Source organism: Paraburkholderia steynii (genome assembly GCF_900100565.1).
Lineage (GTDB): Bacteria > Pseudomonadota > Gammaproteobacteria > Burkholderiales > Burkholderiaceae > Paraburkholderia > Paraburkholderia terrae.
Window position 1 is genome coordinate 1 of record NZ_FNDI01000032.1, and the last position, 23,914, is coordinate 23,914.

General features: G+C 64.3%; 22 protein-coding genes and 1 pseudogene. 14 read left to right on the plus strand and 9 right to left on the minus strand.

Annotated elements, in window-relative coordinates:
• The 4 genes and pseudogenes from BLT65_RS37835 to BLT65_RS37850 all read left to right on the plus strand — a co-directional run.
• A pseudogene (locus tag BLT65_RS37835) lies at positions 1-498 on the plus strand (succinate--CoA ligase subunit alpha); the annotation flags it as partial.
• Between the two features lie 160 nt (positions 499-658).
• Positions 659-1,384: a TerC family protein gene (locus BLT65_RS37840; protein WP_091788124.1), complete on the plus strand. Its 726-nt coding sequence runs from the start codon at positions 659-661 to the stop codon at positions 1,382-1,384.
• Positions 1,385-1,523: 139 nt separating this feature from the next.
• Positions 1,524-2,141, plus strand: coding sequence for a pilin (locus BLT65_RS37845; RefSeq protein WP_091788127.1), 618 nt, complete (start codon positions 1,524-1,526; stop codon positions 2,139-2,141).
• Positions 2,142-2,333: 192 nt separating this feature from the next.
• A complete protein-coding gene (locus BLT65_RS37850; protein WP_091788130.1) occupies positions 2,334-4,124 on the plus strand; it encodes a PglL family O-oligosaccharyltransferase in 1,791 nt (596 codons plus the stop codon).
• A 95-nt stretch (positions 4,125-4,219) separates the two neighbouring features.
• Here BLT65_RS37850 and moaC read toward each other — a convergent pair whose 3' ends face one another.
• On the minus strand, positions 4,220-4,696 hold the full coding sequence (gene moaC, locus BLT65_RS37855) for a cyclic pyranopterin monophosphate synthase MoaC (RefSeq protein WP_042311030.1): 477 nt from the start codon (positions 4,694-4,696) through the stop codon (positions 4,220-4,222).
• A gap of 235 nt (positions 4,697-4,931) precedes the next feature.
• Between moaC and BLT65_RS37860 the strand changes: the two genes are divergently transcribed.
• Positions 4,932-6,620 carry a M48 family metalloprotease gene (locus BLT65_RS37860; protein ID WP_091788133.1) on the plus strand — a complete coding sequence of 563 codons (1,689 nt, stop codon included), beginning with the start codon at positions 4,932-4,934 and terminating at the stop codon, positions 6,618-6,620.
• 8 nt (positions 6,621-6,628) lie between these two features.
• Here the strand turns inward: BLT65_RS37860 and BLT65_RS37865 are convergent, their stop codons facing one another.
• From BLT65_RS37865 to BLT65_RS37890, 6 genes are all read right to left on the minus strand, one after another.
• Positions 6,629-7,225, minus strand: a complete 597-nt coding sequence (locus BLT65_RS37865; protein WP_091788136.1) for a DUF2946 family protein — start codon at positions 7,223-7,225, stop codon at positions 6,629-6,631.
• Complete coding sequence (locus BLT65_RS37870) at positions 7,218-8,303, minus strand: hydrolase (RefSeq protein ID WP_229512564.1); 1,086 nt, start codon at positions 8,301-8,303, stop codon at positions 7,218-7,220. The genes BLT65_RS37865 and BLT65_RS37870 overlap by 8 nt, the downstream gene beginning before the upstream one ends.
• Before the next feature lie 78 nt (positions 8,304-8,381).
• Complete coding sequence (locus BLT65_RS37875; RefSeq protein WP_091788142.1) at positions 8,382-8,828, minus strand: nuclear transport factor 2 family protein; 447 nt, start codon at positions 8,826-8,828, stop codon at positions 8,382-8,384.
• 181 nt (positions 8,829-9,009) lie between these two features.
• A complete protein-coding gene (gene waaF / locus BLT65_RS37880; protein WP_042311019.1) occupies positions 9,010-10,035 on the minus strand; it encodes a lipopolysaccharide heptosyltransferase II in 1,026 nt (341 codons plus the stop codon).
• Positions 10,036-10,223: 188 nt separating this feature from the next.
• Positions 10,224-10,418 carry a zinc-finger domain-containing protein gene (locus tag BLT65_RS37885; RefSeq protein ID WP_007590092.1) on the minus strand — a complete coding sequence of 65 codons (195 nt, stop codon included), beginning with the start codon at positions 10,416-10,418 and terminating at the stop codon, positions 10,224-10,226.
• 72 nt (positions 10,419-10,490) lie between these two features.
• Entirely contained in the window at positions 10,491-11,414 is a 924-nt protein-coding gene (locus BLT65_RS37890; RefSeq protein ID WP_042311017.1) for a branched-chain amino acid transaminase, read from the minus strand.
• A 312-nt stretch (positions 11,415-11,726) separates the two neighbouring features.
• Between BLT65_RS37890 and BLT65_RS37895 the strand changes: the two genes are divergently transcribed.
• The 9 genes from BLT65_RS37895 to BLT65_RS37935 all read left to right on the plus strand — a co-directional run bounded on the left by BLT65_RS37895 (position 11,727) and on the right by BLT65_RS37935 (position 21,464).
• Complete coding sequence (locus tag BLT65_RS37895; protein WP_042311079.1) at positions 11,727-12,500, plus strand: AzlC family ABC transporter permease; 774 nt, start codon at positions 11,727-11,729, stop codon at positions 12,498-12,500.
• Complete coding sequence (locus tag BLT65_RS37900) at positions 12,497-12,820, plus strand: AzlD domain-containing protein (protein WP_035986440.1); 324 nt, start codon at positions 12,497-12,499, stop codon at positions 12,818-12,820. The genes BLT65_RS37895 and BLT65_RS37900 overlap by 4 nt, the downstream gene beginning before the upstream one ends.
• Before the next feature lie 228 nt (positions 12,821-13,048).
• Positions 13,049-14,242, plus strand: coding sequence for a phosphoglycerate kinase (locus BLT65_RS37905; RefSeq protein WP_007742613.1), 1,194 nt, complete (start codon positions 13,049-13,051; stop codon positions 14,240-14,242).
• Between the two features lie 476 nt (positions 14,243-14,718).
• On the plus strand, positions 14,719-16,155 hold the full coding sequence (pyk, locus tag BLT65_RS37910) for a pyruvate kinase (RefSeq protein WP_091788282.1): 1,437 nt from the start codon (positions 14,719-14,721) through the stop codon (positions 16,153-16,155).
• Between the two features lie 243 nt (positions 16,156-16,398).
• Entirely contained in the window at positions 16,399-17,463 is a 1,065-nt protein-coding gene (gene fba, locus BLT65_RS37915) for a class II fructose-bisphosphate aldolase (RefSeq protein WP_042311011.1), read from the plus strand.
• A gap of 186 nt (positions 17,464-17,649) precedes the next feature.
• The gene (locus BLT65_RS37920) at positions 17,650-18,540 is read left to right on the plus strand and encodes a phosphoribosylaminoimidazolesuccinocarboxamide synthase (RefSeq protein WP_042311008.1); all 891 of its coding nucleotides are present in this window, start codon (positions 17,650-17,652) and stop codon (positions 18,538-18,540) included.
• 27 nt (positions 18,541-18,567) lie between these two features.
• Entirely contained in the window at positions 18,568-19,086 is a 519-nt protein-coding gene (purE, locus tag BLT65_RS37925; RefSeq protein WP_042311006.1) for a 5-(carboxyamino)imidazole ribonucleotide mutase, read from the plus strand.
• A gap of 113 nt (positions 19,087-19,199) precedes the next feature.
• On the plus strand, positions 19,200-20,408 hold the full coding sequence (locus BLT65_RS37930; RefSeq protein WP_091788145.1) for a 5-(carboxyamino)imidazole ribonucleotide synthase: 1,209 nt from the start codon (positions 19,200-19,202) through the stop codon (positions 20,406-20,408).
• A gap of 12 nt (positions 20,409-20,420) precedes the next feature.
• The gene (locus tag BLT65_RS37935) at positions 20,421-21,464 is read left to right on the plus strand and encodes an L-threonylcarbamoyladenylate synthase (protein WP_091788149.1); all 1,044 of its coding nucleotides are present in this window, start codon (positions 20,421-20,423) and stop codon (positions 21,462-21,464) included.
• 150 nt (positions 21,465-21,614) lie between these two features.
• On the opposite strand, the gene BLT65_RS37940 is transcribed toward BLT65_RS37935, so the two are convergent.
• A complete protein-coding gene (locus BLT65_RS37940; RefSeq protein WP_091788152.1) occupies positions 21,615-22,811 on the minus strand; it encodes an SGNH/GDSL hydrolase family protein in 1,197 nt (398 codons plus the stop codon).
• 119 nt (positions 22,812-22,930) lie between these two features.
• Positions 22,931-23,851 carry a sterol desaturase family protein gene (locus tag BLT65_RS37945; protein ID WP_091788155.1) on the minus strand — a complete coding sequence of 307 codons (921 nt, stop codon included), beginning with the start codon at positions 23,849-23,851 and terminating at the stop codon, positions 22,931-22,933.
• Positions 23,852-23,914 lie beyond the last annotated feature (63 nt).

Sequence of the window (23,914 nt, forward strand, 5' to 3'; positions counted from 1 at the left end):
TGCCCGGGCACGATCACGCCGGACGAACTGAAGATCGGCATCATGCCGGGTCACATCCACCGCAAGGGCCGCATCGGCGTCGTGTCGCGTTCGGGCACGCTGACGTATGAAGCAGTTGGCCAGCTGACCGCGATCGGCCTCGGCCAGTCGTCGGCAGTCGGTATCGGCGGCGACCCGATCAACGGTCTGAAGCACATCGACGTGATGAAGATGTTCAACGACGATCCCGACACGGACGCCGTGATCATGATCGGCGAAATCGGTGGCCCGGACGAAGCGAACGCTGCTTACTGGATCAAGGACAACATGAAGAAGCCGGTGGTTGGCTTCATCGCTGGCGTCACGGCGCCTCCGGGCAAGCGCATGGGCCACGCCGGCGCGCTGATCTCGGGTGGTGCGGATACGGCCGACGCGAAGCTGGAAATCATGGACGCCTGCGGTATCAAGGTCACGAAGAACCCGTCGGAAATGGCGCGTCTTCTGAAGGCGATGCTGTAAGAAGTGTTGCGATAAGCTCAAGAAACGTCGGCTATTGCTGACGTTTTTTGATACTCTTACGAAGGCCTTTCGTAAGACGCGACGACAAGCGAGGGAGCGAGCAATTGCTGCCTCGCTTTTTTGTTGCCGTTCGCTTTCGCTACCTTCTATCCTGCTTTCCATGCTCGAATTCCTCACCACGCTCCATTGGGGCGCCGTCTTCCAGATCATCGTCATCGACATCCTGCTGGGTGGCGACAACGCTGTCGTGATCGCGCTCGCCTGCCGCAACCTGCCACCCGCGCAGCGCACCAAGGGCGTGCTGTGGGGCACACTGGGCGCCATTCTGCTGCGCGTGGCGCTGATCGCGTTCGCCGTCGCGCTGCTCGACGTGCCGTTGCTCAAATTCGCGGGCGGCATGCTGCTGCTGTGGATCGGCGTGCGCCTGCTGGCACCCGCGCCCGACGCGCACGCGAATGTCAAACCCGCCGACAAGTTGGTCGCGGCCATCAAGACGATCATCGTGGCCGACGCCGTGATGAGCCTCGACAACGTGATCGCGATTGCCGGCGCCGCCGAGGCCGCCGAGCCGCATCACCGCATCGCCCTCGTCGTGTTCGGGTTGATCGTCAGCATTCCGCTGATCGTCTGGGGCAGCCAGCTCGTGCTGAAGCTGCTGGACCGTTACCCCTTCGTCATTACGCTGGGCGGCGCGCTGCTCGGCTGGATCGCGGGCGGCCTCATCATCAACGACCCGGCGGGCGACCGTTGGCCCGTGCTCGATACGCCGGTTGCCGAGTACGGCATGAGCATCGCTTGCGCGCTGTTCGTCGTGATCCTTGGTTATGCGATGAAGCGGCGCAACGCCCACCGCATCGCCGGCGACACGCCGCCGGGAACGCATTGACCGCACTCACTCTACCGATGCATCCGCCCGCGCACCATTAGCCATTCGGCCGACTGCCGGCGCGATTCGCGGCTCGCTACGATCGAAGCGCCTGTCCTGATTCCCCGGGGCAGGCGCTTTCGTTTTGAGGAGTCTGCTGATGACCGCTATCGTTGCCGTTGCTTCGTTGTCCACGTTTTGTGCGCCCTGGATGCGCGCCCACTCGCCGCGCACATGGCCTGTCCCGCTTGCTAGCGTCAGGCGTTGGTGGGGCTTCACGCTGATCGAGCTGATGATCGTGCTGGCCATCGTCGGCGTGATCGCCGCGTATGCGATTCCCGCGTATCAGGACTATCTCGCGCGAAGCCGCGTCGGCGAGGGGTTGTCGCTGGCGTCGGCGGCGCAGTTGACCGTCGGTGAGAACGCCGGCAGCGGCAATGCATTCGGCAGCGGCTACGCGTCGCCGCCCGCCACACGCAACGTGCAGTCGATCCATATCGATGACGACACGGGCCAGATCACCGTCGCGTTCACGGCGCGCGTCTCGGACGAAGGCGCGAACACGATCGTGTTCGTGCCGTCTGCGCCCGACAGCGCCGACACGCCCACAGCCCGCGTCGCGCTGACGAAAGGCGCGGCGCAGAAGGGGACCATCACATGGGAATGCTTCGCGGGCGGCAAGGCTGCCTCGTCGCTGCCGGCTCCGGGAGCCGGTCCGTTGCCCGCCGATGCGCCGACGCTGCCGTCGAATCTCGCGCCGCCCGAGTGCCGCAGCTGAGCGAACGTGGGAGATTCGCGACGTAAGTCGGGCGTGAGCCCGGCATGAGCCCGGTATAAACCGAACCCGCATCAAAGGCCGTGGCAAAAGTGTCCATGCCACGGCCGGATTCCGGGTTATTTCCGCCGAGCCGGCGCACAGCGTAAGGATTTTTTTGTATAGTGCGCCGGTTGCTGACGTCCCCGGTTACTCATGCCCAACCCTTTCGCACGCTATCTTTCACTGTTCCTATTGGCGTGTGCGTTGATCCTGCCGTATGCAGTCGTCAACCACACGTATCCGATTCCGACCTTCTACGCCGAGTTTACGGCGCTGTCGCTCTATCTGCTGCTGGGCGCGGGCATCGCGTTTCTGGTGTCGACGGCACGGCCGCGCGTCGCGTTCGCTTCGCCCGTCGTCGCGCTGGTGCCGCTGGGGTTCGGCCTCGTGCTGGTCGCGCAGTCGCTCGTGCTGCCCGTCGCGCAACCGTCGATGAACTGGCTCGGCGCCGGCTTCCTGCTCGCCGCATTCATGGCGACACACGCCGGCTTCGGTTTCAGCAGGGCGAATCTGGCGGAGAACGCGTTCACGGTGGCGGCGTTCGCGCTGGTCGTGGGCGGCCTCTTTGCCGTGTTCTGCCAGACGATCCAGCTGTTTCACCTCGAGGTGAAGGTGACTCCACTCGTGGTCGCCTACAGCGTGATGACCGAGCGCCGTCCGTTCGGCAACATGGCGCAGGCCAATCACCTCGCGACGTACATCGCGTTCGCAACGGCAGGCGCGATGTACCTCGTGCAGACGCGGCGTATCAACGTGCTCATCTGGCTGCTCGTCACGGCGATTTTTTCGGGCGGCCTGGCGTTGACGGTGTCCCGCGGACCTTGGCTGCAGATGGGCGTGATCGTCGTCGCCGGTTTCTGGATGGCGTTTGCCGAGCAGCGCCGCAATCCTTCGCGCCGTCGTAGCAATCGCGAGTGGCTGATTCCCGTCGTGCTTGCCGTGTTGTTTTTCGCGGTGAATGCGGCGATCCGCTGGGCGAACGTTCACTACGATCTCGGTCTGGCCCAGTCGGCTGCCGAGCGCATGAAGGATTCGAGCCAGATCGCGCCGCGTCTCGCGCTGTGGAAGTACGGCTGGACGATGTTCCGCACGCATCCGTTGCTGGGCGTTGGTTGGGGCGAATTTCCGCGCTATCAGTTCGATCTGGCGAAAGCGCTGGGCGGCGTCGAGATTGCCAATAACTCGCACGACATCTTCATCGATCTACTCGCAAAGACGGGCCTGATCGGACTGGGTATCGTGCTGCTCGGTCTCGCTGCGTGGTTCGTGCGCGTCGTGCGCGCGCCGCATACGGCCGCGCGCGTGTTCGGTCTTGCGCTGATCGGCGTGCTGGTGATGCATGCGCTCGTCGAGTATCCGCAGCAGTACATGTTCTTCCTGCTGCCGGCGATGTTCGTGATCGGCCTGCTCGACACGAAGCCGCTGCGGCTGATTCCGGGCGGCATGTCGTTCGGCGCGTTCCTTGTGATCGTGTTCGGCGGACTGGCTGCGCTGTATCCGATCTATCGCGACTATGCGCGCTCCGAAGTGCTGTATTACGGCTCGCATCCGTTCGACCAGTATCGTGAAGACCCGTCGTTCCTGTTCGGCGCGTGGGGCGAGTACGGGATGGCGACGCTCCTGCCGATGAACTCCCAGGATCTGCCGCACAAGCTCGCGATGCATCGCCAGGCAATGGCGCTGTTGCCGGGCGAAACGGTGCTGCGCCGTTATGCCGTGTTGCAGGCGTTGAGCGGCGACACCAACGGCGCGTTCGATACCGTCGACCGTCTGAAGATCTTCGCCGAGGAGCTGCACGACTGGCCTTCGCAGCTCGCGTATCTGTACGATTTGTGCGATCAGCAGAAGACGCTGGGGGCGTTCAAGGCGGAACTGATGAAGAAGTACGGCACGCCGCCGAAGGACATCAACAACGACGACGAAGAGGGCGACGACGAGGATTGATGCGTTGGCCGTCAAATACGAAAGCGGCGCGTTGGACGCGCCGCTGATTCAGCGAAGAGTGAGGCCAGGTCTAGCGGCAAGCGCGCCGCAAATCCTCACTCCGCCACCCAATCCCCCGACTTTCCCCCATGCTTCTCCATCACCTTCACATCGGTGATGGTCATCCCGCGATCGACTGCCTTGCACATGTCATAGACCGTCAGCAGTCCGACCTGCACGGCCGTCAGCGCTTCCATCTCGACCCCCGTCCTGCCGAGCGTCTCGACCTGCACGCGGCAATGCACCGCTGGGCCCGACTCGTCGAGCTCGAAATCGACCGCAACGCGGGTGAGCGCCAGCGGATGACACAAGGGAATCAGATCGGCGGTGCGCTTCGCGCCCTGGATCGCGGCGATACGCGCGATGCCGATCACGTCGCCTTTCTTCGCTTCGCCTTTGCGGATCAGATCGAACGTGGCGGGCAGCATGCGGATCGTTCCGCGCGCGATCGCGATGCGTTTCGTCTCCGCCTTGCCGCCGACGTCGACCATATGCGCCTGGCCGGCTGCATCGAAATGAGTGAGTTCGGGCATGGTTGGCTCCTACAGAGGGCGCCTATCATAGCAGCGTGAGCGCCGCGGGGCAGTCGGGCGCAGGACGGCGAAGAGTCACGATAGCGCACAAAGCGTGCGGATGCCCGACTGTGGGCAACCCGCCATCCATGAACTGACGAGGAAGCCGAAGCACCCACATCACCCGGTACAATCAAAAACAAGGCCCATTCCTTCCGGCACCTTACGCCGCTTTCGATTTCGCACATCGTCCGCAATGCGTCTGAAACGGTTTCTCGCTGCATTGTTGTCCGTCACGCTCGCCGTCCCGCCCGCGATCATCGCGCAGCCGTCGAACCTGTCGGAACTGCCGCTCGTCACCGGGCCGCTCGACACGTATGGCGCGACAGCCGTGCCGCCCGACATCGCGCCAGGCGTGTTCGGCCTCTACGGCGGCGCGCAGTCGCGCTTCTCGGGCAATCCCGGCGGCAACGCGAGCCTGCGCGCGCCAATGTCGACGCAACAGTTGCCCGATCTCGGCGACGGCTCGGGCGGTTCGCTCACGCCGCAAGCCGAACGCAAGCTCGGCGAGCGCGTGATGCGCGAAGTCCGCGCAGATCCTGACTATATCGACGACTGGCTCGTGCGGGACTATCTGAACTCGATCTCCGAAAAGCTCGCGGCGGCTGCAAGTGCGCAGTTCATCGGCGGCTATCGTCCGGACTTCGATCTATTCGCGATGCGCGACGCGCAGATCAACGCCTTCTCGCTGCCGGGCGGCTTTATCGGCGTGAACACCGGGCTGATCGTCACGACGCAGACGGAATCGGAGCTCGCGTCCGTCGTCGGGCACGAAATGGGTCACGTGCTGCAACGGCACATCGCGCGGATGATCACGGCGGGCGAGCATAGCGGCTACGCGGCGCTCGCGGGCATGCTGCTCGGCGTGCTGGCGGGCGTCCTCGCGCATAGCGGCGATCTGGGCAGCGCGATCGCCATCGGCGGGCAGGCCTATGCCGTTGACAACCAGTTGCGCTTCTCGCGCGCGGCCGAGCACGAAGCGGACCGCGTCGGCTTCCAGATGCTCGCGGGTGCGGGTTACGACCCATACGGGATGGTGTCGTTCTTCGAGCGGCTCGATCGCGCGTCGATGAGCGACGCGGGCGCGCCCGCCTACGCGCGCACGCACCCGCTGACGGGCGAGCGTATCGCCGACATGTCCGATCGCGCGCGCCGCACGCCGTATCGGCAGCCGCGCCAGTCGTCGGAATACACGTTCGTGCGCGCGCGGGCGCGCGTGCTGCAGGACCGCTCGCGCAGCGAATACGCGGACGACATCTCGCGGATGCGCTCCGAGATCGAAGATCGCACCGCGCTCAACGTGGCGGGCAACTGGTACGGCATCGCGTACGCGCAGATGCTGCTCGAGCGATACGACGACGCTTCGGCTTCCCTGGCGACCGCGCGCTCTGCGTTCGACGCCAACGTGCGCGCCGAGGGCGATCCTTCGCGCAGTTCGCCGAGCCTCGATGTGCTCGCCGTCGATATCGCCCGGCGCGCCGGACGCAACGACGAAGCCGTGCGTCTCGCGGAAATCGCGCAAAAGCGCTGGCCGCAATCGCACGCGGCCATCGAGATGCGTCTGCAGACGCTGCTTACCGCACGCCGTTTCGGCGAAGCGCAAGCGCAGGCGCAGCGCGAGACGCGCGCCGATCCGCAGCAGCCCGTCTGGTGGCGTTATCTCGCGCAGGCGAGCGTCGGTACGGGGGACGCGCTGACGCAGCATCGCGCGCTCGCCGAGAAGTTCGCGCTGGAAGGGGCGTGGCCGTCGGCGATCCGGCAGTTGAAGGAAGCGCGCGACATCAAATCGGTCGGCTACTACGACCTCGCGACGATCGACGCGCGACTGCATGAGTTCGAGGCGCGCTATAAGGAAGAGCGCGAGGACGAGAAGAACAGCAGCTAGCGGTTGTCTTAGGAGGAGGTGCCGCCCGCAGCGACACGCGCTGCAGGACTTGCGACGAATCCGAAGCGCTTCTCAACCTCGGCCTTGCGCAAGGGTTCGAGCTTCAAGATCTCACTGTCACGCCAGCGGAAGTCACCGCTTTGGCCGTCGCTCGCAAGATCCGTGTGCTCGGAGAAGAGATCGAGATCGTGATCGTGCAGCACCGCGGTACGCGCGGGTGTGGAGCGATCGATGAAAAGAATGCCGCCTTCGTCATCGAGATACGCGGCGGCCGGTTCGAACGCCTTGCCACCCTGATCCGTCAGCAAGAGCTTTCCGCTTACGTCATCGCGAGCGAGCCGCACGACGAACGGCGTGTAGCCGAGTTCGACATACACGCGCTGCGGTCCGTTCTGGAAGAACCATTGGCCTGTCTGATCGGCTTCGTAGTTGCGGTTGATGAAGCCGAGCAGGGCCGTATGCCGGATCGGCTCGCCGGGCGCGCCTGCGGCTTGCGCCGCTTCGTCGCGCATACGCCAGTTGCCGCGCCGGTCGAGCAGCAGCCAGCCTGTGCAATGCGGCACGTTCGGCCATTTGGCCAATGCCTGCTTGACGATGTCATCCATGTCGCGTGAACGGGTCGAGGTAGCCGAAGATCCGGCGCGAAAGCCAGTCGATCCGGCCGGGGAAGGGGCCCGTCATGAAGCCGACGTGTCCGCCATGCTCCGGTTGATCGAGTTCCACCGTCGATGATACCTCGCTGCGCGACGGCAACACCGCGCCCGGCAGGAACGGGTCGTTGCGCGCGTTGAGCACGAGCGTCGGCACGGTGATTTCGGGGAGCAGCGGGCGGGTGGTCGAGCGCGTCCAATAGTCGTCCGCGTTCCGAAAGCCGTGCAACGGCGCGGTCACGACCTCGTCGAACTCATGCATCGTGCGGCTGGCGAGCACGTCGTTCAGATCGTACAGGCCGGGATACTGCTCAAGCTTTTGCTGTGCCTTCAGCTTGAGTGTCTTCAGGAAGCTGCGTGTGTAGATCAGCCCGAAGCCTTGCGACAGCGCGCGGCCGCCCGCGTGGACGTCGAGCGGCGCGGAGATCGCCGCCGCCGCCGCGATGATCGACGCGTCCTCGCGGCGCTCGCCGAGCCAGCGCAGCAGCACGTTGCCGCCCAGCGACACGCCGGCCGCCACGATCGGCCCCGGGTGCTGCTCGCGCAGCCGCCGCAACACCCAGTCGACTTCGTTGCTGTCGGCGAGGTGATAGAAGCGCGGCAACAGGTTCATCGGGCCGCTGCAACTGCGAAAGTGCGGTACGACGCCATGCCAGCCGCGCATCTGGGCGCTCGCCATCAAGGTGCGTGAATAGTGAGAGTCCGAGCTGCCTTCGAGCCCGTGAAACAGCACGAACAGCGGCGCATCGGCGGCTGCGGGAGAGGCCGCGAGCGGATCGGGCACGAGCCAGTCGAGATCGATGAAATCGCCGTCCGGCGTATTCCAGCGCTCGCGCCGGTAGGTCACCTCGGGAGGGCGGCCGAACAGCGCGGGAACAATGGTCTGGATGTGGCTGTTGGGAAGCCAGAGCGGGGCGCGGTAAAGCATGTCGACAGTCGCCTCGACTGACGTGCCCACGGCAGCCCCAACCGCAGCCGCGGCTGCATCGAGGGCCGGTCTGGAAGAAACTTTATTGTCGTGGGTCGTGCTCATGCCAACACCGGTATTCAGTCGAAGCCCCGAGCCATGGTCTTTGCCGGGACTTCCGTCAAGCTGGTCTCGCGGGGCGCGTCAGTGCAGCGCGCCCTGACCATGTCTCATTTTCGCAGCAAACTGCGAGGCAGTTTCGTTCGGCATCGCACTCGCGTGAATATGCGCGATCTTCCATTCACCGCGCTCGTGGACCATCACGTAGGTCGTGAAGACCATTGCCGGGATGGCAGCGGGGTCGGCGGGCCGATGCGCTTCAGCAATCGCGTAGACAACGGTGCCGAGACTGTCGTAAACGCGGATGTCGAGCGGTTCGATCGACACCGGCTGCGCTTCGAGCTGAACGGTCAGCCCCGAGCGGATCGCGTCGAGCCCATGCAGATGCGCGCCATCGGCGCAGATACAACTGACGAATTCCTCGTCGATCCACAAGCCCATCAAACTGTCGATATTGACCTCCGCGACTGCCTGGTAATAGGCATTCAACGTGTCCGCAGCGGCTTCGAAGATGTGGGCAAAACGTGGCATGGCTCGTCAGTCTCTTGCGCGCAAGGCGCGCGGTTGCGGGTCAGTGATGTGCAGCAGGCCATCCGCCAGCATGCTCGCGCCTCAAGACGCGGGCATGACGCTGCAGGCGCACGGGACGGCGCCCCGCGCGAAGCTCGACGGATAGCGCAGCAGGCGCTTTGACGATCCGACGGTCCAACGCTCAGCGTTGCGCGAGCAACATTCCACGTAGATCGTCGAACACCTGTTCGGCGCTCAGTTGCCGCAGGCAGTTCAGATGGCCCAACGGACATTCGCGCTGAAAGCACGGACTGCACTCGAGATGCAGCCATTGTACCTTTGCGAGGTCCGACAAGGGCGGGGTGTGGCGCGGATCGGTCGATCCGTACACGGCGACCAGCGGACGGCGCAGCGCGGCTGCGACGTGCATCAGCCCGGAATCGTTGGTGACGACGGCGCTCGCCCGCGAGATCAGCGCACAGGCTTCGCCCAGCGCCGTCTGGCCGCACAGGTTGCGCACGTTCGGCGCGCGGTCGGCGATGGCCTGGGCGATTGGCGCGTCTTTCGGCGAGCCGAGCGCGATGATCTTCGTGTACGGGAACGACTGGCCGACCATCTGCGCAAGCGCCGCGAAATGCTCGGGCGGCCAGCGTTTCGCCGGACCGTACTCGGCGCCTGGGCAGAACACCAGCAGCGGCACGCGCGTGTCCAGATTGAAGCGCGTCGACACGCGCGACGCTTCGTTCAGGTCGGCGTCGAGCCGGGGCGGCGGAAGTTCGTCGGGCGCTTTCGCGCCGGGCGTGTACGCAAGCGCCGCGTATTGGCCGACCATCGGCGGACGCTCGTCCTTGCGCGGGTTCGCGTGCCGCACGTTCAAGAGCCCGTAGCGGCTTTCGCCCGTGTAGCCGATGCGCAGCGGAATGCCCGCCATCCACGGAATCAGTGCGGACTTCAGCGAATTGGGCAGCACGTAAGCCGCGTCGTAACCGACGTCGCGCAAGTCGCTCGCGAGTTGCCAGCGGCGCAGCATCTGCAGCTTGCCGTGCGCGAGATCGGTCGCGTAGACATCACGGATTTCCGGCATCCGTTCGAGCACGGGCGCGACCCAACTGGGCGCGACGGCATCGATCGCGATACGCGGATGCAATTTCACGAGGCGCGCAAACAGCGGCTGCGCCATCAATGCGTCACCGATCCAGTTCGGTGCGATAACCAACGCGCGACGCATCAGGGTGAGTTTCCGATGTCGAAAATAAGGCGCCGCGCGCTCGAGGCGCGCGGTGCCGGGTTGTCAGGGAATGTGGACTGCAGCTCAGGCTATATCGGCGCGCGCGGCGGGAAGTTCAGCCTTCCGCCCGCGCCATCGAGCGATGCGCGGCGCCGCAGCCCATGCGGCAGTCGAAGCAGTGCAGCGGATCAGTGACCTTTGATCACTTCGCCGTCGCGCAGCTTGTAGCGCGTGCTGCAGTAGGGGCAGCGCGCTTCGCCGTGCGTCACGTCGATAAAGACGCGCGGATGGTTGCTCCAGCGCGGCATCGACGGGTTCGGGCAATACGCGGGAAGATCTTTCGCCGACAGTTCGACCAGCGGCATTTCCTTGATTTCGCTCATAGGGACTTTCTCGTTGTATGCACAATGCGGGCGCGCCCGGCTTTCTGCCTGCCGCGACGTGCCCGTTCAGATTCAGATCTTCGTCAGCCAGTGCGCGTACTTCGCGCTCTTGCCGTTCACGATGTCGAAGAAGCCCGTTTGCAGCTTCTCCGTGATCGGGCCGCGCGTGCCCGAGCCGATGGTGCGGTTGTCGAGTTCGCGGATGGGCGTGACTTCGGCGGCCGTGCCCGTGAAGAACGCTTCGTCGCACGTATAGACTTCGTCGCGCGTGATGCGCTTTTCGATCACTTCGATGCCCGCATCTTTCGCCAGCGTGATGACCGTATCGCGCGTGATGCCGTCGAGGCACGACGAGAGATCCGGCGTGTACAGCTTGCCGTTGTTCACGAGGAAGAAGTTCTCGCCCGAGCCTTCCGACACATAGCCGTCGACGTCGAGCAGCAGCGCTTCGTCGTAGCCGTCGGCCGTGGCTTCCTGGTTCGCGAGGATCGAGTTGACGTACCAGCCCGACGCCTTCGCGCGGACCATCGACACGTTCACGTGATGGCGCGTGAACGACGACGTCTTCACGCGGATGCCCTTCTTGATGCCATCTTCGCCGAGATACGCGCCCCACGGCCATGCGGCGATCGCGACGTGAATGGTGTTGCCCTTGGCCGACACGCCCAGTTTTTCCGAGCCGACCCAGATGATCGGGCGCAGGTAGCAGGACTCCAGCTTGTTCTCGCGGACGACTTCGCGCTGCGCGGCAGCGAGCGTTTCGTGGTCGAACGGGACGTCCATCTGGAAGATCTTGGCCGAGTTCAGCAGGCGCTTGGTGTGTTCCTGAAGACGGAAGATCGACGTGCCGCCGTCAGCCGTCTTGTAGGCGCGCACGCCTTCGAAGACGCCCATGCCGTAGTGCAGCGTATGGGTGAGGACGTGGATCTTGGCGTCGCGCCAGTCGATGAGCTTGCCATCCATCCAGATCTTGCCGTCGCGGTCGGCCATTGACATACGATTCTCCAGGCGGTGCGGGTTCGCGGGTTCAGATTCTGACGTCCGATCGTGACGTCGCTAGTGACGTTCGACTGTGGCGTCGGTTTTCAGTGTTCGGCGCGTGGCGAGACCACGACAGATGCGTTCGGGCCACGCAGCGAAAAGCGATATTTTAGCGTCTTTTGCACAATCAACGGGCATTTGCGGGCACCCCGGACGCTATAATCCGGCGGTCGCTGAAAACTAACCGGATGCGCCAGCGGCTGCTACACGATCTGGCGCTGACCTCCTGTCATCGTGGCGCTTATCGCGCCGCGCTGCATTCGCCTCATGCTCGCTCGTTTGTCCGATCTCGATCGCCGCGCTTTCCGTGATGGCGCGCGCGCCTACTCGCCGACGCTGATGGCGATCTTCTCCTGGGGCCTCGTGACGGGCATCGCGATGAGCAAGTCGGTGATGACCGTGCCGCAGTCGCTCGCGATGTCGCTGCTGGTCTACGCCGGCTCGTCGCAACTGGCCGTGCTGCCGCTGATGCTCGCCAAGCTGCCCGTCTGGACGATCCTGCTGACGGCTGCCATGGTCAACACGCGCTTCGTGATCTTCAGCGCGGGTCTCGCACCGCATTTTTCGTATCTGCCGCTGTACCGGCGGCTGCTGGTCGGCTATTTCAACGGCGACGTCATCTATCTGCTGTTCCAGAAGAAGGCCTTCAAACCAGGCTACGTGCCCGGCAAGGAAGCGTATTTCTGGGGCATGGCCGTCTCGAGTTGGCTGTCGTGGCAGGTCTCGTCGATCATCGGCATTCTGCTGGCCAGTCTCTTTCCCGATAACTGGGGCCTTTCGCTCGCGGGCACGCTCGCGCTGATTCCCGTGATGGTGTCGGCGATCTCGTCGCGCTCCACGCTGGCGGCCGTGAGCGTCGCGGGTATCGTCGCGCTGGTCGCGTTCGATCTGCCGTATCGCCTCGCGCTGCCGCTCGCAGTCGTGACGGCGATCCTCGCGGGCACCGCCGCCGACGCGCTGGTCGAGCGCGCCGACCTGCGCCGCATCCGCAACAGAGCGGGAACGCCGGGAAGCCAGGGCCATCCAGGAGATACGCGATGAGCACGCTGCAGATCTGGCTCGCGATCATCGGGATGACGTTTGTCACAGCGCTGACACGCGCGCTGTTTCTGATCGGGGGTGAGCGCACGGTGCTGCCGGAGCGCGCGCAACGGATGCTGCGTTACGCGCCCGCGGCGGCGCTCGCGGCTGTGGTCGTGCCGGACGTGCTCGTGACGGACAGCGGCGTGTCCATCGCGCTGTCGAATCACGAGCTGTACGGCACGCTGGCGGGCCTTGCGTGGTTCCTGTGGCGGCGGACGATGCTCGGCACGATCGTCGTCGGGATGCTGGTGTTCACGGCGCTGCGGTTGATTTTCTGAGACGTTTGACGGGATGCAAGCGAACGCACGTGCGGATGTTGCGCTGCAATATCGCGCAACGCCCGCTGTAGCCGGCAAATACTGGGATTCGCTCGGACGGGCTTAGATCGGTCCGTCGATCGGTTAAAATGGCTGTCTCCCGGAACACGCGCGAAGCCGCCGGCACCGTTCTCGATTGGCTGTTCGCGCAGCGTCCGCACCGCCTTCCAATCAACTCGCATATCAATCATGAAACAGGTATTGCGTCTCTCCGATCTGATCGCCGAAGGCAAACTATCCGGCAAACGCGTGTTCATCCGCGCCGACCTGAACGTGCCGCAGGACGACGCCGGCAACATCACCGAAGACACCCGTATCCGTGCTTCCGTGCCCGCCATCAAGTCCGCGCTGGACGCGGGCGCGGCCGTCATGGTCACGTCGCACCTGGGCCGCCCGACGGAAGGCGACTTCAAGCCTGAAGACTCGCTCGCGCCCGTCGCGAAGCGTCTGGCCGAACTGCTCGGCCGCGACGTGCCGCTCGTGCAGAACTGGGTCGAGAACGGCGTGAATGTCGCGCCGGGCCAGGTCGTGCTGCTCGAAAACTGCCGCGTGAACAAGGGCGAAAAGAAGGATTCCGACGAACTCGCGCAGAAAATGGCGAAGCTCTGCGACATCTACGTGAACGATGCGTTCGGCACGTCGCACCGCGCCGAAGCGACCACGCACGGCATCGCGAAGTACGCGAGCGTTGCGTGCGCCGGCCCGCTGCTCGCGGCTGAACTCGAAGCGCTCGGCAAGGCGCTCGGCGCGCCGAAGCGTCCGCTGGTGGCGATCGTTGCGGGCTCGAAGGTGTCGACCAAGCTGACCATTCTGAAGTCGCTGGCCGACAAGGTCGATCAGCTGATCGTCGGCGGCGGCATCGCGAACACGTTCATGCTGGCGGCGGGTCTGAAGATCGGCAAGTCGCTGGTCGAAGCGGATCTCGTCGAAGAAGCGAAGGTCATCATCGAAGCCGCGAAGGCACGCGGCGCATCGGTGCCGATTCCGTCGGACGTGGTCACCGCGAAGGAGTTCTCGCCGACGGCCAAGGCCGAAATCAAGCAGGTCGCCGACGTCCAGGACGACGACCTGATCCTCGACATCGGACCGGAAACGGCGAAGGCGCTCGCGTCGCAGCTCGAAAAGGCTGGCACGATCGTCTGGAACGGCCCGGTCGGCGTGTTCGAGTTCGATCAGTTCGGCAATGGCACGAAGACGCTCGCGGAAGCCATCGCGAAGTCGTCGGCATACTCGATTGCAGGCGGCGGCGACACGCTCGCGGCCATCGCCAAGTACGGCATCCACGACAAGGTGAGCTATATCTCGACGGGCGGTGGCGCTTTCCTCGAGTTCCTCGAGGGCAAGAAGCTGCCCGCAGTCGCTGTGCTGGAATCGCGGGCCTGATAATGGCGACGCGCTCCCCCAACAAGCCTCAGAAGACGCGCAACGCGTCGCGCACGGCAGCGGCAGGGGAGCGCGTAGCGCGCTCCGCACAAGCGCTGCAACCCGAGGGCGCCGAACAGGCGGCCTCGCAACTTTCCGGCAACGCGCCAGTGGCACAGACCGCAGCCGTCGCCGAATACATGAATACCGAACTGGCTGTGATCGATGTCGCGCAACAAGACGCGGCAGACGCGGCAGAAGGTTCAACCGCTACGGTGTCTCTCGCCTCAAACACCGAAGCCGATGCATCTCGACCCACGGCGCACGAAGCACCGCGGGCAGCAGATATCGCAGCAGTCCCCCACGATTCGACGCCGGGCCTTCAAGGTTCGAAGGGAACGAACGGCGCACCACCCCATGTAGCATCTGTCGTTGCGCAGCCTCCGCATCCGACTCCCAACGTTCATCCCAGCGATCTTATCCAGACGAGGAGACTCATGCATCGCGCCACCAAGATTGTCGCAACCATCGGACCCGCATCCAGCACGCAGGACATCTTGCTGCAGATGATTCAGGCGGGCGCCGACGTGGTGCGTCTCAACTTCTCGCACGGCACCGCCGACGACCATCGTCAACGCGCGGAGTTCGTACGTGAAGCGGCCCGGCAGGCAGGCCGCGAGGTTGGCATCATGGCCGACCTGCAAGGCCCGAAGATTCGTGTCGGCAAGTTCGAAAACGGCAAGACCACGCTGATTGCCGGCAACACCTTCATCCTCGACGCCGAGTGCGAACTCGGTAACGACGACCGCGTCGGCCTCGATTACAAGGATCTGCCGCGCGACCTGAAACCCGGCGACACGCTGCTGCTCAACGACGGCCTGATCGTGCTAAACGTCTCGCGCGTGATCGGCACCGAGATTCACACTATCGTGAAGATCGGCGGCGACCTGTCGAACAACAAGGGCATCAATCGCCAGGGCGGCGGCCTGACGGCGCCGGCGCTGACCGCGAAGGACATGGAAGATATCCGCACGGCGATGTCGCTCGGCGCGGATTACGTGGCCGTGTCGTTCCCGAAGAACGCGACCGACATGGAAATGGCGCGTCAGCTCGCGAATATCGCGGGCGCGCCGTACGGTATCAAGCCGAAGATGATCGCGAAGATCGAGCGCGCCGAGGCAATCCCGGCGCTGCAAGGCATTCTCGAAGCATCGGACGGCATCATGGTCGCGCGCGGCGACCTCGCCGTCGAAGTCGGCAACGCGGCTGTGCCCGCGCTGCAAAAGCGCATGATCAAGATGGCGCGCGACGCCAACAAGTTCGTCATCACGGCCACGCAGATGATGGAGTCGATGATCCACGCGCCCGTGCCGACGCGCGCCGAAGTGTCGGACGTCGCGAACGCGGTGCTGGACGGCACGGATGCCGTGATGCTGTCGGCGGAATCGGCGGCGGGCAAGTACCCGGTGCAGACCATCGAAACGATGGCTGCCATCTGCGTCGAAGCCGAGAAGTCCGAGCATGTCGAACTGGACAAGGATTTCCTCGACCGCACGTTCACGCGTATCGACCAGTCCATCGCGATGGGCGCGCTGTTCACCGCTTACCACCTGGGTGCAAAGGCGATCGTCGCGCTGACTGAATCGGGCTCGACGGCACTGTGGATGTCGCGTCACTGGACGCATGTGCCGATTTTCGCGCTCACGCCGCGTACGGGCAGCGAGCGCGCCATGGCGATCTACCGCAACGTGACGTCGCTGCAGCTCGACACCAGCAGCGACCGCGACATCGCGCTTGCCCAGGCGCTCGAAGTGGTGGTCGGCAAGGGCTACGCGGCGCGCGGCGACATGGTCGTGCTGACGGTTGGCGAGCCGATGGGCCAGGCGGGCGGCACGAACACGCTGAAGATCGTGCGCGTCGGCGAGCCGGTCTGATCGGCGTTTAATGAGCCAGCCATAAACCGCCGTCAGAGCGAGTTAAGGCACGCAACCCCGGCAAGCCGGAAACGGCACGGCTGAACGGCACACGTGAAGCAGAGTGCCGTGTCCCCGAAAGAGGCGGCGCACCCAGTTTGGGAGAGTGCGCTCGGGACACGGTCTGCTTCGCGATAAAATTGCACGAAATTGCATAAATAGATGCCGTCGGCACAGATTTCGTTTCAATCTATGGAGTAATCAATGCCTCTCGTATCAATGCGTCAACTGCTGGACCATGCCGCCGAACACGGTTATGGCCTTCCGGCATTCAACGTAAACAATCTGGAGCAGGTGCAGGCCATCATGGCGGCGGCGGATCAGGTCAATGCGCCCGTGATCATGCAGGCGTCGGCGGGCGCGCGTAAGTACTCGGGCGAGCCGTTCCTGCGTCATCTGATCGAAGCGGCTGTGGAGTCGTATCCGCACATTCCCGTCGTGATGCACCAGGACCACGGCCAGTCGCCGGCAGTCTGCATGGCCGCGATCCGCAGCGGTTTCACGAGCGTGATGATGGACGGCTCGCTCGAAGCCGACGGCAAGACGGTGGCGTCGTACGAGTACAACGTCGATGTGTCGCGCAAGGTCGTTGAAGCGGCGCATTCGATCGGCGTGACAGTTGAAGCGGAACTAGGCGTGCTCGGTTCGCTGGAAACGATGAAGGGCGACAAGGAAGACGGCCACGGCGCGGAAGGCACGATGACGCGCGAGCAACTGCTGACGGACGTCGAGCAGGCCGCCGACTTCGTGAAGCTCACGCAATGCGACGCACTGGCGATTGCGATCGGCACGTCGCACGGCGCATACAAGTTCTCGAAGAAGCCGACGGGCGATATCCTGTCCATTCAACGCATCAAGGAAATTCACCAGCGCATTCCGAACACGCACCTGGTGATGCACGGTTCGTCGTCGGTGCCGCAGGAACTGCTCGCCGAGATCCGCGAATTCGGCGGCGACATGAAGGAAACCTACGGCGTGCCCGTCGAGGAAATCCAGGAAGGCATCAAGTACGGCGTGCGCAAGGTCAACATCGACACCGATCTGCGTCTTGCCATCACGGGCGCGATCCGCCGGTACATGGCGGAAAATCGTTCGAAGTTCGATCCGCGCGACTACCTGAAGCCGGCTCGCGAAGCCGCGAAGAAGGTGTGCGTGGACCGTTATCTGGCGTTCGGCTGCGAAGGCCAGGCATCGAAGATCAAGCCGGTCTCGCTGGAAAAGATCGCTGAGAAGTACAAGGCGGGCGAGCTCGCGCAAGTCGTTCGCTAAGCGGCGGGCGGGCGCGCTTGGATGCCTGTCTGGCGCCCGTTTGTTCGCTGTTTGCGTATTGTTTGAGTAGTACGCAGCTGGCCATCTGGCCAGGTTGTCGTCAGATCGCCGTTCCCGCATGATCAGGGGAACGGCGTTTCCCTTTTGTTTCGGGCAGTTTTTGCCCCATTTTTGTGAATCACGACGATGTCTACCCTCTACGAATCCACGCTCCGCTCGCTGCCGCTGCTCGGCCGCGGCAAGGTCCGCGACAACTACGCGGTGGGCAACGACCAACTGCTGATCGTCACGACGGACCGTCTGTCCGCGTTCGACGTCATCATGGGCGAGCCGATTCCGAGTAAGGGTCGCGTGCTGAACCAGATGGCCAATTTCTGGTTCGACAAGCTCGCACACGTCGTGCCGAATCATTTGACGGGCGTCGCGCCGGAAACGGTTGTCGCGCCCGACGAGGTCGAGCAGGTGAAGGGCCGCGCAGTCGTGGTCAAGCGCCTCGAGCCGATTCTCGTCGAAGCGGTGGTGCGCGGTTATCTGGCGGGCAGCGGCTGGAAGGACTATCAGGCGACGGGTTCCGTGTGTGGCGTGCAGCTGCCGGAAGGCCTGCAGAACGCGCAAAAGCTGCCCGAGCCGATCTTTACGCCGGCAGCGAAGGCCGAGATGGGCCATCACGACGAAAACATCACGTATGAAGAGATGGAGCGCCGCATCGGCACCGAACTGTCGGCGACGATCCGCGACATCTCGATCCGCCTGTACAAGGAAGCGGCCGACTACGCGGCCACGCGCGGCATCATCATCGCCGACACGAAGTTCGAATTCGGTCTGGACGACAAGGGCCAGCTGTACCTGATGGACGAAGCGCTCACGGCGGATTCGTCGCGCTTCTGGCCAGCGGACCAGTACCAGGTGGGAACGAACCCGCCGTCGTTCGACAAGCAGTTCGTGCGCGACTGGCTCGAAACGCAGCCGTGGAAGAAAGAGCCGCCCGCGCCGAAGCTGCCGGACGAAGTCGTCACGAAGACGGCCGAGAAGTATCAGGAAGCGCTCGAGCGCTTGACGGGTCAGAAACTGGCCTGAGCGCCACGCATACGGAAAACAGGCAAGATGAGTGAAGTTCAGACAGCACACACGCACAGCGCGCCGCTCGTCGGCGTGCTGATGGGTTCCAGTTCCGACTGGGACGTCATGAAGAACGCGGTCGCGATCCTGCAGGAATTCGGCGTGCCGTATGAAGCGAAGGTCGTGTCCGCGCACCGCATGCCGGACGAAATGTTCGCCTATGCTGAAAGCGCGCGCGAACGCGGCATCCGCGCAATCATCGCGGGCGCGGGCGGCGCGGCGCATTTGCCGGGCATGCTCGCGGCGAAGACGACCGTGCCCGTGCTGGGCGTGCCCGTCGCGAGCAAGTATCTGAAGGGCGTCGATTCGCTGCATTCGATCGTGCAGATGCCGAAGGGCGTGCCCGTCGCGACGTTCGCGGTTGGCGAAGCAGGTGCCGCGAATGCTGCGTTGTTCGCGGTGTCGCTACTCTCCGGCACGTCGCCGGAATATGCGGAGAAGCTCGCCGCGTTCCGCGTGCGCCAGAACCAGGCAGCGCACGCGATGACGCTGCCGCCGCTGTAACGCGTAGCAGTCAGACGTTGTAGTCCAGCGTCGCACTGCAACGTCGTACTCCAATGTCGCAGTTCAATGTTTCACCCGGCCGATCCCCACATCGGCCGCGACCGACCACCAAGATGAATCCAGACAACACTCCGGTATCACCGATTCTGCCCGGCGCATGGCTTGGCATGGTCGGTGGCGGCCAGCTTGGCCGCATGTTCTGCTTCGCCGCGCAGGCAATGGGCTATCGCGTCGCCGTGCTCGATCCGGACGAGACCAGTCCGGCGGGCGCCGTCGCGGATCGCCATCTGCGTGCCGCCTACGACGACGAAGCGGCCCTCACCGAACTCGCGCGGCTGTGCGCGGCGGTGTCGACCGAGTTCGAGAACGTGCCGGCCGCGAGCCTCGATTTCCTTGCGCGCACCACGTTCGTCAGCCCGGCAGGGCGCTGCGTCGCCGTTGCGCAGGATCGCATTGCGGAGAAGCGCTTCATCGCTTCGTCGGGTGTGCCCGTGGCGCCGCATGTCGTGATCGAATCATCGGATGCGCTCGCTGCGCTCAAAGATGCCGCGCTCGAAGCCGTGCTGCCCGGCATTCTGAAGACAGCGCGCATGGGCTACGACGGCAAGGGGCAGGTGCGGGTCGGCAACGCAGCCGAAGTGCGCGCGGCGCATGCGTCGCTGGGCGGCGTGCCGTGCGTGCTCGAAAAGCGTTTGCCGTTGAAGTTCGAAGTGTCGGCGCTGATCGCGCGCGGCGCGACGGGTTGCTCGACCGTGTATCCGCTCGCGCAGAACACGCATCGCAACGGCGTGCTGTCGCATACCATCGTGCCCGCGCCTGACGCGAGCGCGACGCTCGTCGAGCAGGCACAGCAGGCCGCGCTGCAGATCGCGGACAAGCTCGGCTATGTCGGTGTGCTGTGCGTCGAGTTCTTCATTCTCGAAGACGGCACGCTGGTCGCGAACGAAATGGCGCCGCGTCCGCACAACTCCGGCCATTACACGGTCGACGCCTGCGCGACGAGCCAGTTCGAACAGCAAGTGCGCGCAATGACGGGCATGCCGCTCGGCGACACGCGCCAGCATTCGCCCGCCGTGATGCTGAACATCCTCGGCGACGTGTGGTTCCCGGTCAACGGGAAGGGCGAGCGGCCCAGCGCCGCCGTTACGCCGCCGTGGCACGAAGTGGCTGCGATGCCGGAAGCGCGTCTGCATCTATACGGGAAGGAAGACGCGCGTCCCGGCCGCAAGATGGGCCACGTGAACTTCACGGCCGCGACGCTCGAACACGCGCGCGCGGCCGCACGCGATTGCGCGCGCCTGTTGCATATCCCGACGAGCTGAGCACGAGCCTTTATGCCGGATCAAACGAAACCTGCCGACGTGACGTCGAGCGTCGGCGCCGACGAGATCGCGCGTGCTGCGGCGCTGCTCGATGCAGGGCAACTCGTCGCGTTTCCCACGGAGACCGTCTACGGGCTGGGCGGCGATGCCGAAAGTCCTGATGCTGTCGCGCGCATTTATGCGGCGAAGGGCAGGCCGGCCAATCACCCAGTGATCGTGCATCTGGCGCCGGGCGGCGATCCGAATTATTGGGTCGAACAACTGCCGTCCGATGCGCAGCGTCTGATCGACGCGTTCTGGCCCGGTCCGCTGACGTTGATTCTCAAACGAGCCGCGCATATTCCGGCGGCAGTAAGCGGCGGTCAGGATTCGGTTGGATTGCGTTGTCCGTCGCATCCTGTTGCGCAGGCGCTGCTGACGGCCTTCAGCGCGTTGCGCAATGGACATGGCGGCGTGGCAGCGCCGTCGGCGAATCGCTTCGGTCACGTCAGTCCGACTACGGCGCAGCATGTGCGCGAGGAATTCGGCGAGGCGATTCACGTGCTCGACGGCGGATCGTCGGACGTGGGCATCGAATCGACGATCGTCGATCTGTCGCGCGGCTTTCCGGCGCTGCTGCGGCCGGGACATGTGACGCCGCAAGACATCGCCGACGTGCTCGGCGAAATGCCCCGTCTGCCCGACGGCTCGGACGCCAGCGCGCCGCGTGCGTCGGGTACGTTGAAGGCGCACTATGCGCCGCGCACGCCGCTCGCGTTGCTGCCGTTCGATGTGCTCGAGCCGTTGCTGGCCGCGCGCGCGCCCGGCGAACGCGTTGCACTGGTTGCGCGTGTTTCGCGCGCAGGGCGCTGGGCAGAAGCGGAGGGCGTGCATTTTGTCGCCGCGCCGGAAGATCCGCATCTGTATGCGCGCGATCTGTATGGCTTGCTGCGTGCGCTGGATCGCGCGAATGTAACGCGGATATTGATCGAGAAGTTGCCGGATACGATCGAGTGGATCGCCGTCAACGACCGGCTGGGACGCGCGGCTGCGGCGTTCGAGGCGCACGACGCCTGACGTTCGGCTACGCGCGGCACGCATGCCGCGCGATCAAAAACGCAATCGCAAAAGCAGACGTACCCAATCAAAAAGCCCGGCTCGTGAGAGCCGGGCTTTTTTCACATCGAGCGAAGCCGACAGCGGCGGGGCAACCCCGCCGGATACCGTTTACTTGCCCAGACCCGTCGCCGCGATCTTCCCTTCGACGTACGTCGCAAACGCGGCATGCGCGTGCGTCGTCGGGTGGATCGTGTCGGCGAACACATACGACTGGTCCGCGCCCGCGACCGTCAACGTGTTCGGCGAGCAGAACAGCGACGACGCGAATTGCTGGCCATACTGCGCAGCCGTCATGCCGCCGACCAGCACAGAAGGGTTCGCCGTCGCGTAAGCCGTTGCGTTTGCGGCCATCTGCGTGATGTTGCAGGCCGTGCCCGTCGTATTGCTGAACCCTTGTGCCGACGGATTGGCGAGCAGCGGCGTGAGCCAGCCGCTGGTCGACACAAAGACCACCTTGGTCGACAGGCCGCCAACGGCAAGCGCCTGCTGCAGCACGCCGTTATAAGTCGCGACTATGCCGGAAACAATCGAAGGAATCTGCGTCGACCCCAACTGCGTGGCAAGCTGCGCAGCCAGTGGCGTCTTGCCGATATCGGGCACGTCCATCACGACCACATGCGTCGCGCCCTTCGCGAGGATCGTGCCGATCTGCGTCGCGAGCGTCTGCGCCATCGGGCCGACGGTGCTCGCCGCGACCGACTGCACGATTTGCGAAGCCTGAGTCGGATTGGCCGCGACCTGCGTCGAGATCGACGTCAGCATTGCGGACAGGTTCTGCAGGATATCGTTGGCGCCGCCATTGATCAGCACGAGCTGATTCGAATTGAAGCTGCCGTGATCGGTCAGGTATTGCTGAACCTGCTGCGTCACCGGCCATGTCGTGGCTGCCTGGCTGTTAGGCGCGAAGCCATTACCGTCCACGCGCGACACATCCGAGCCGCCCTGTGCGTAGCCGAAGCCGCCATTTGCCGCGAGCGGCTTGCCGAAGCCGCCCAGGTAAGCCGGCGTCAACGTATCGCCGTAGTACTCGGCGACTTTCTGCGTCCACACTTCACCGGGGTTCGTCGTGAAGCGTCCGCCGCCGAAGCTCGATGTGATCACGGGCGAATATGTGCCGACATCCGACAGACTGTCCCCGAACGACACCACCTGCAGTTTGACCCCGCCCGCAGGCGTGGCGCTCGCGTTGTTGTTATTGTTGTTGTCACTGCCGCCGCCGCATGCGACGAGCATGGCGAATGCCGCGCAGGCGACGGCGATGCGCGCGTAGCGCACGACGCCCGTGTTGTTTGATGCTTGCTTCATAAGGTCCTTATCTCCTCGTATGTATCTGGCCTGAGTCTGGTGTCTCGTGAGCCATTTGATGCAGGCGTCGTCTGGACGCGGCGACGAACCTGCAAAGCCTTCCCTGGTTATCGCAGCCTCTAGACGGCCGCGTTGTTGTTCTGTTGTGTGTGTCCAGCGGTATCGGGCGCAAGCTCGCCGCCGCGCAGGCTCGCGTGATACTGCACGGCCCACGCGGGCGGCGCGAACAGCGCGCTCAGCCTGTTGCGCAAGCCGCGCACCTGCACGAAGTCCTGCGCCATCGAAGCCCATTCATGAAACGTCGCCTTCAACGGGTTGTACGTATGAAGCGGCTCGACGATCCCATACACGGGCGGCTCGTTCGGATCTTCGTCGACATAGCTGCCGAACAGCCGGTCCCAGATCACCAGCACGCCCGCATAGTTGCGGTCGATATACCGGTCATTGCGCGCGTGATGCACGCGATGGATCGACGGCGTGTTCAGCACGTATTCGAGCCAGCCGAGCTTGCCGATCGACTGCGTATGCACGAAGAACTGAAACCCCAGATTGATCAGCACGACGCCGACGATCTGCTTCGGCGGAAAGCCGAGAAACGCGAGCGGAATCCAGAAGAGCCACATGCCCGCAACGGGATACATGAGGCTCTGGCGAAACGCCGTCGAGAAGTTCATCCGCTCCGACGAGTGATGCACGACATGCGCCGCCCACAACCAGCGCACGCGATGGCTGCAGCGGTGAAACACGTAGTAGAGCAGATCCTGCGCGATGAACAGCACGACGAACGACACCCAGCCAGCATGCCAGTCGAGCAGGCGGTAGTGCTCGTAGCAATACGCATAGACGGGAATGACGAACAGCCACGCAAGCTTGTCGGCGCCCTGGTGCATCAGCGCGAGCGCGGTATTGCACAACGTGTCGCGCCAGCTGTACATGCGCGCTTCGGGCTGCGTGCGCTGCGCGCGCCACGCCTCCCAGCCGATGCACGCGAGAAAGATCGGCGCCATGGCGAGCAGAAGCAATTCGGCATCGAATTGCATTGACGTCTCCCTCCGAGGGTCCCTGCGGCCTCCTCGAGGAGGCCGGCATTGTCTTTATTGTTT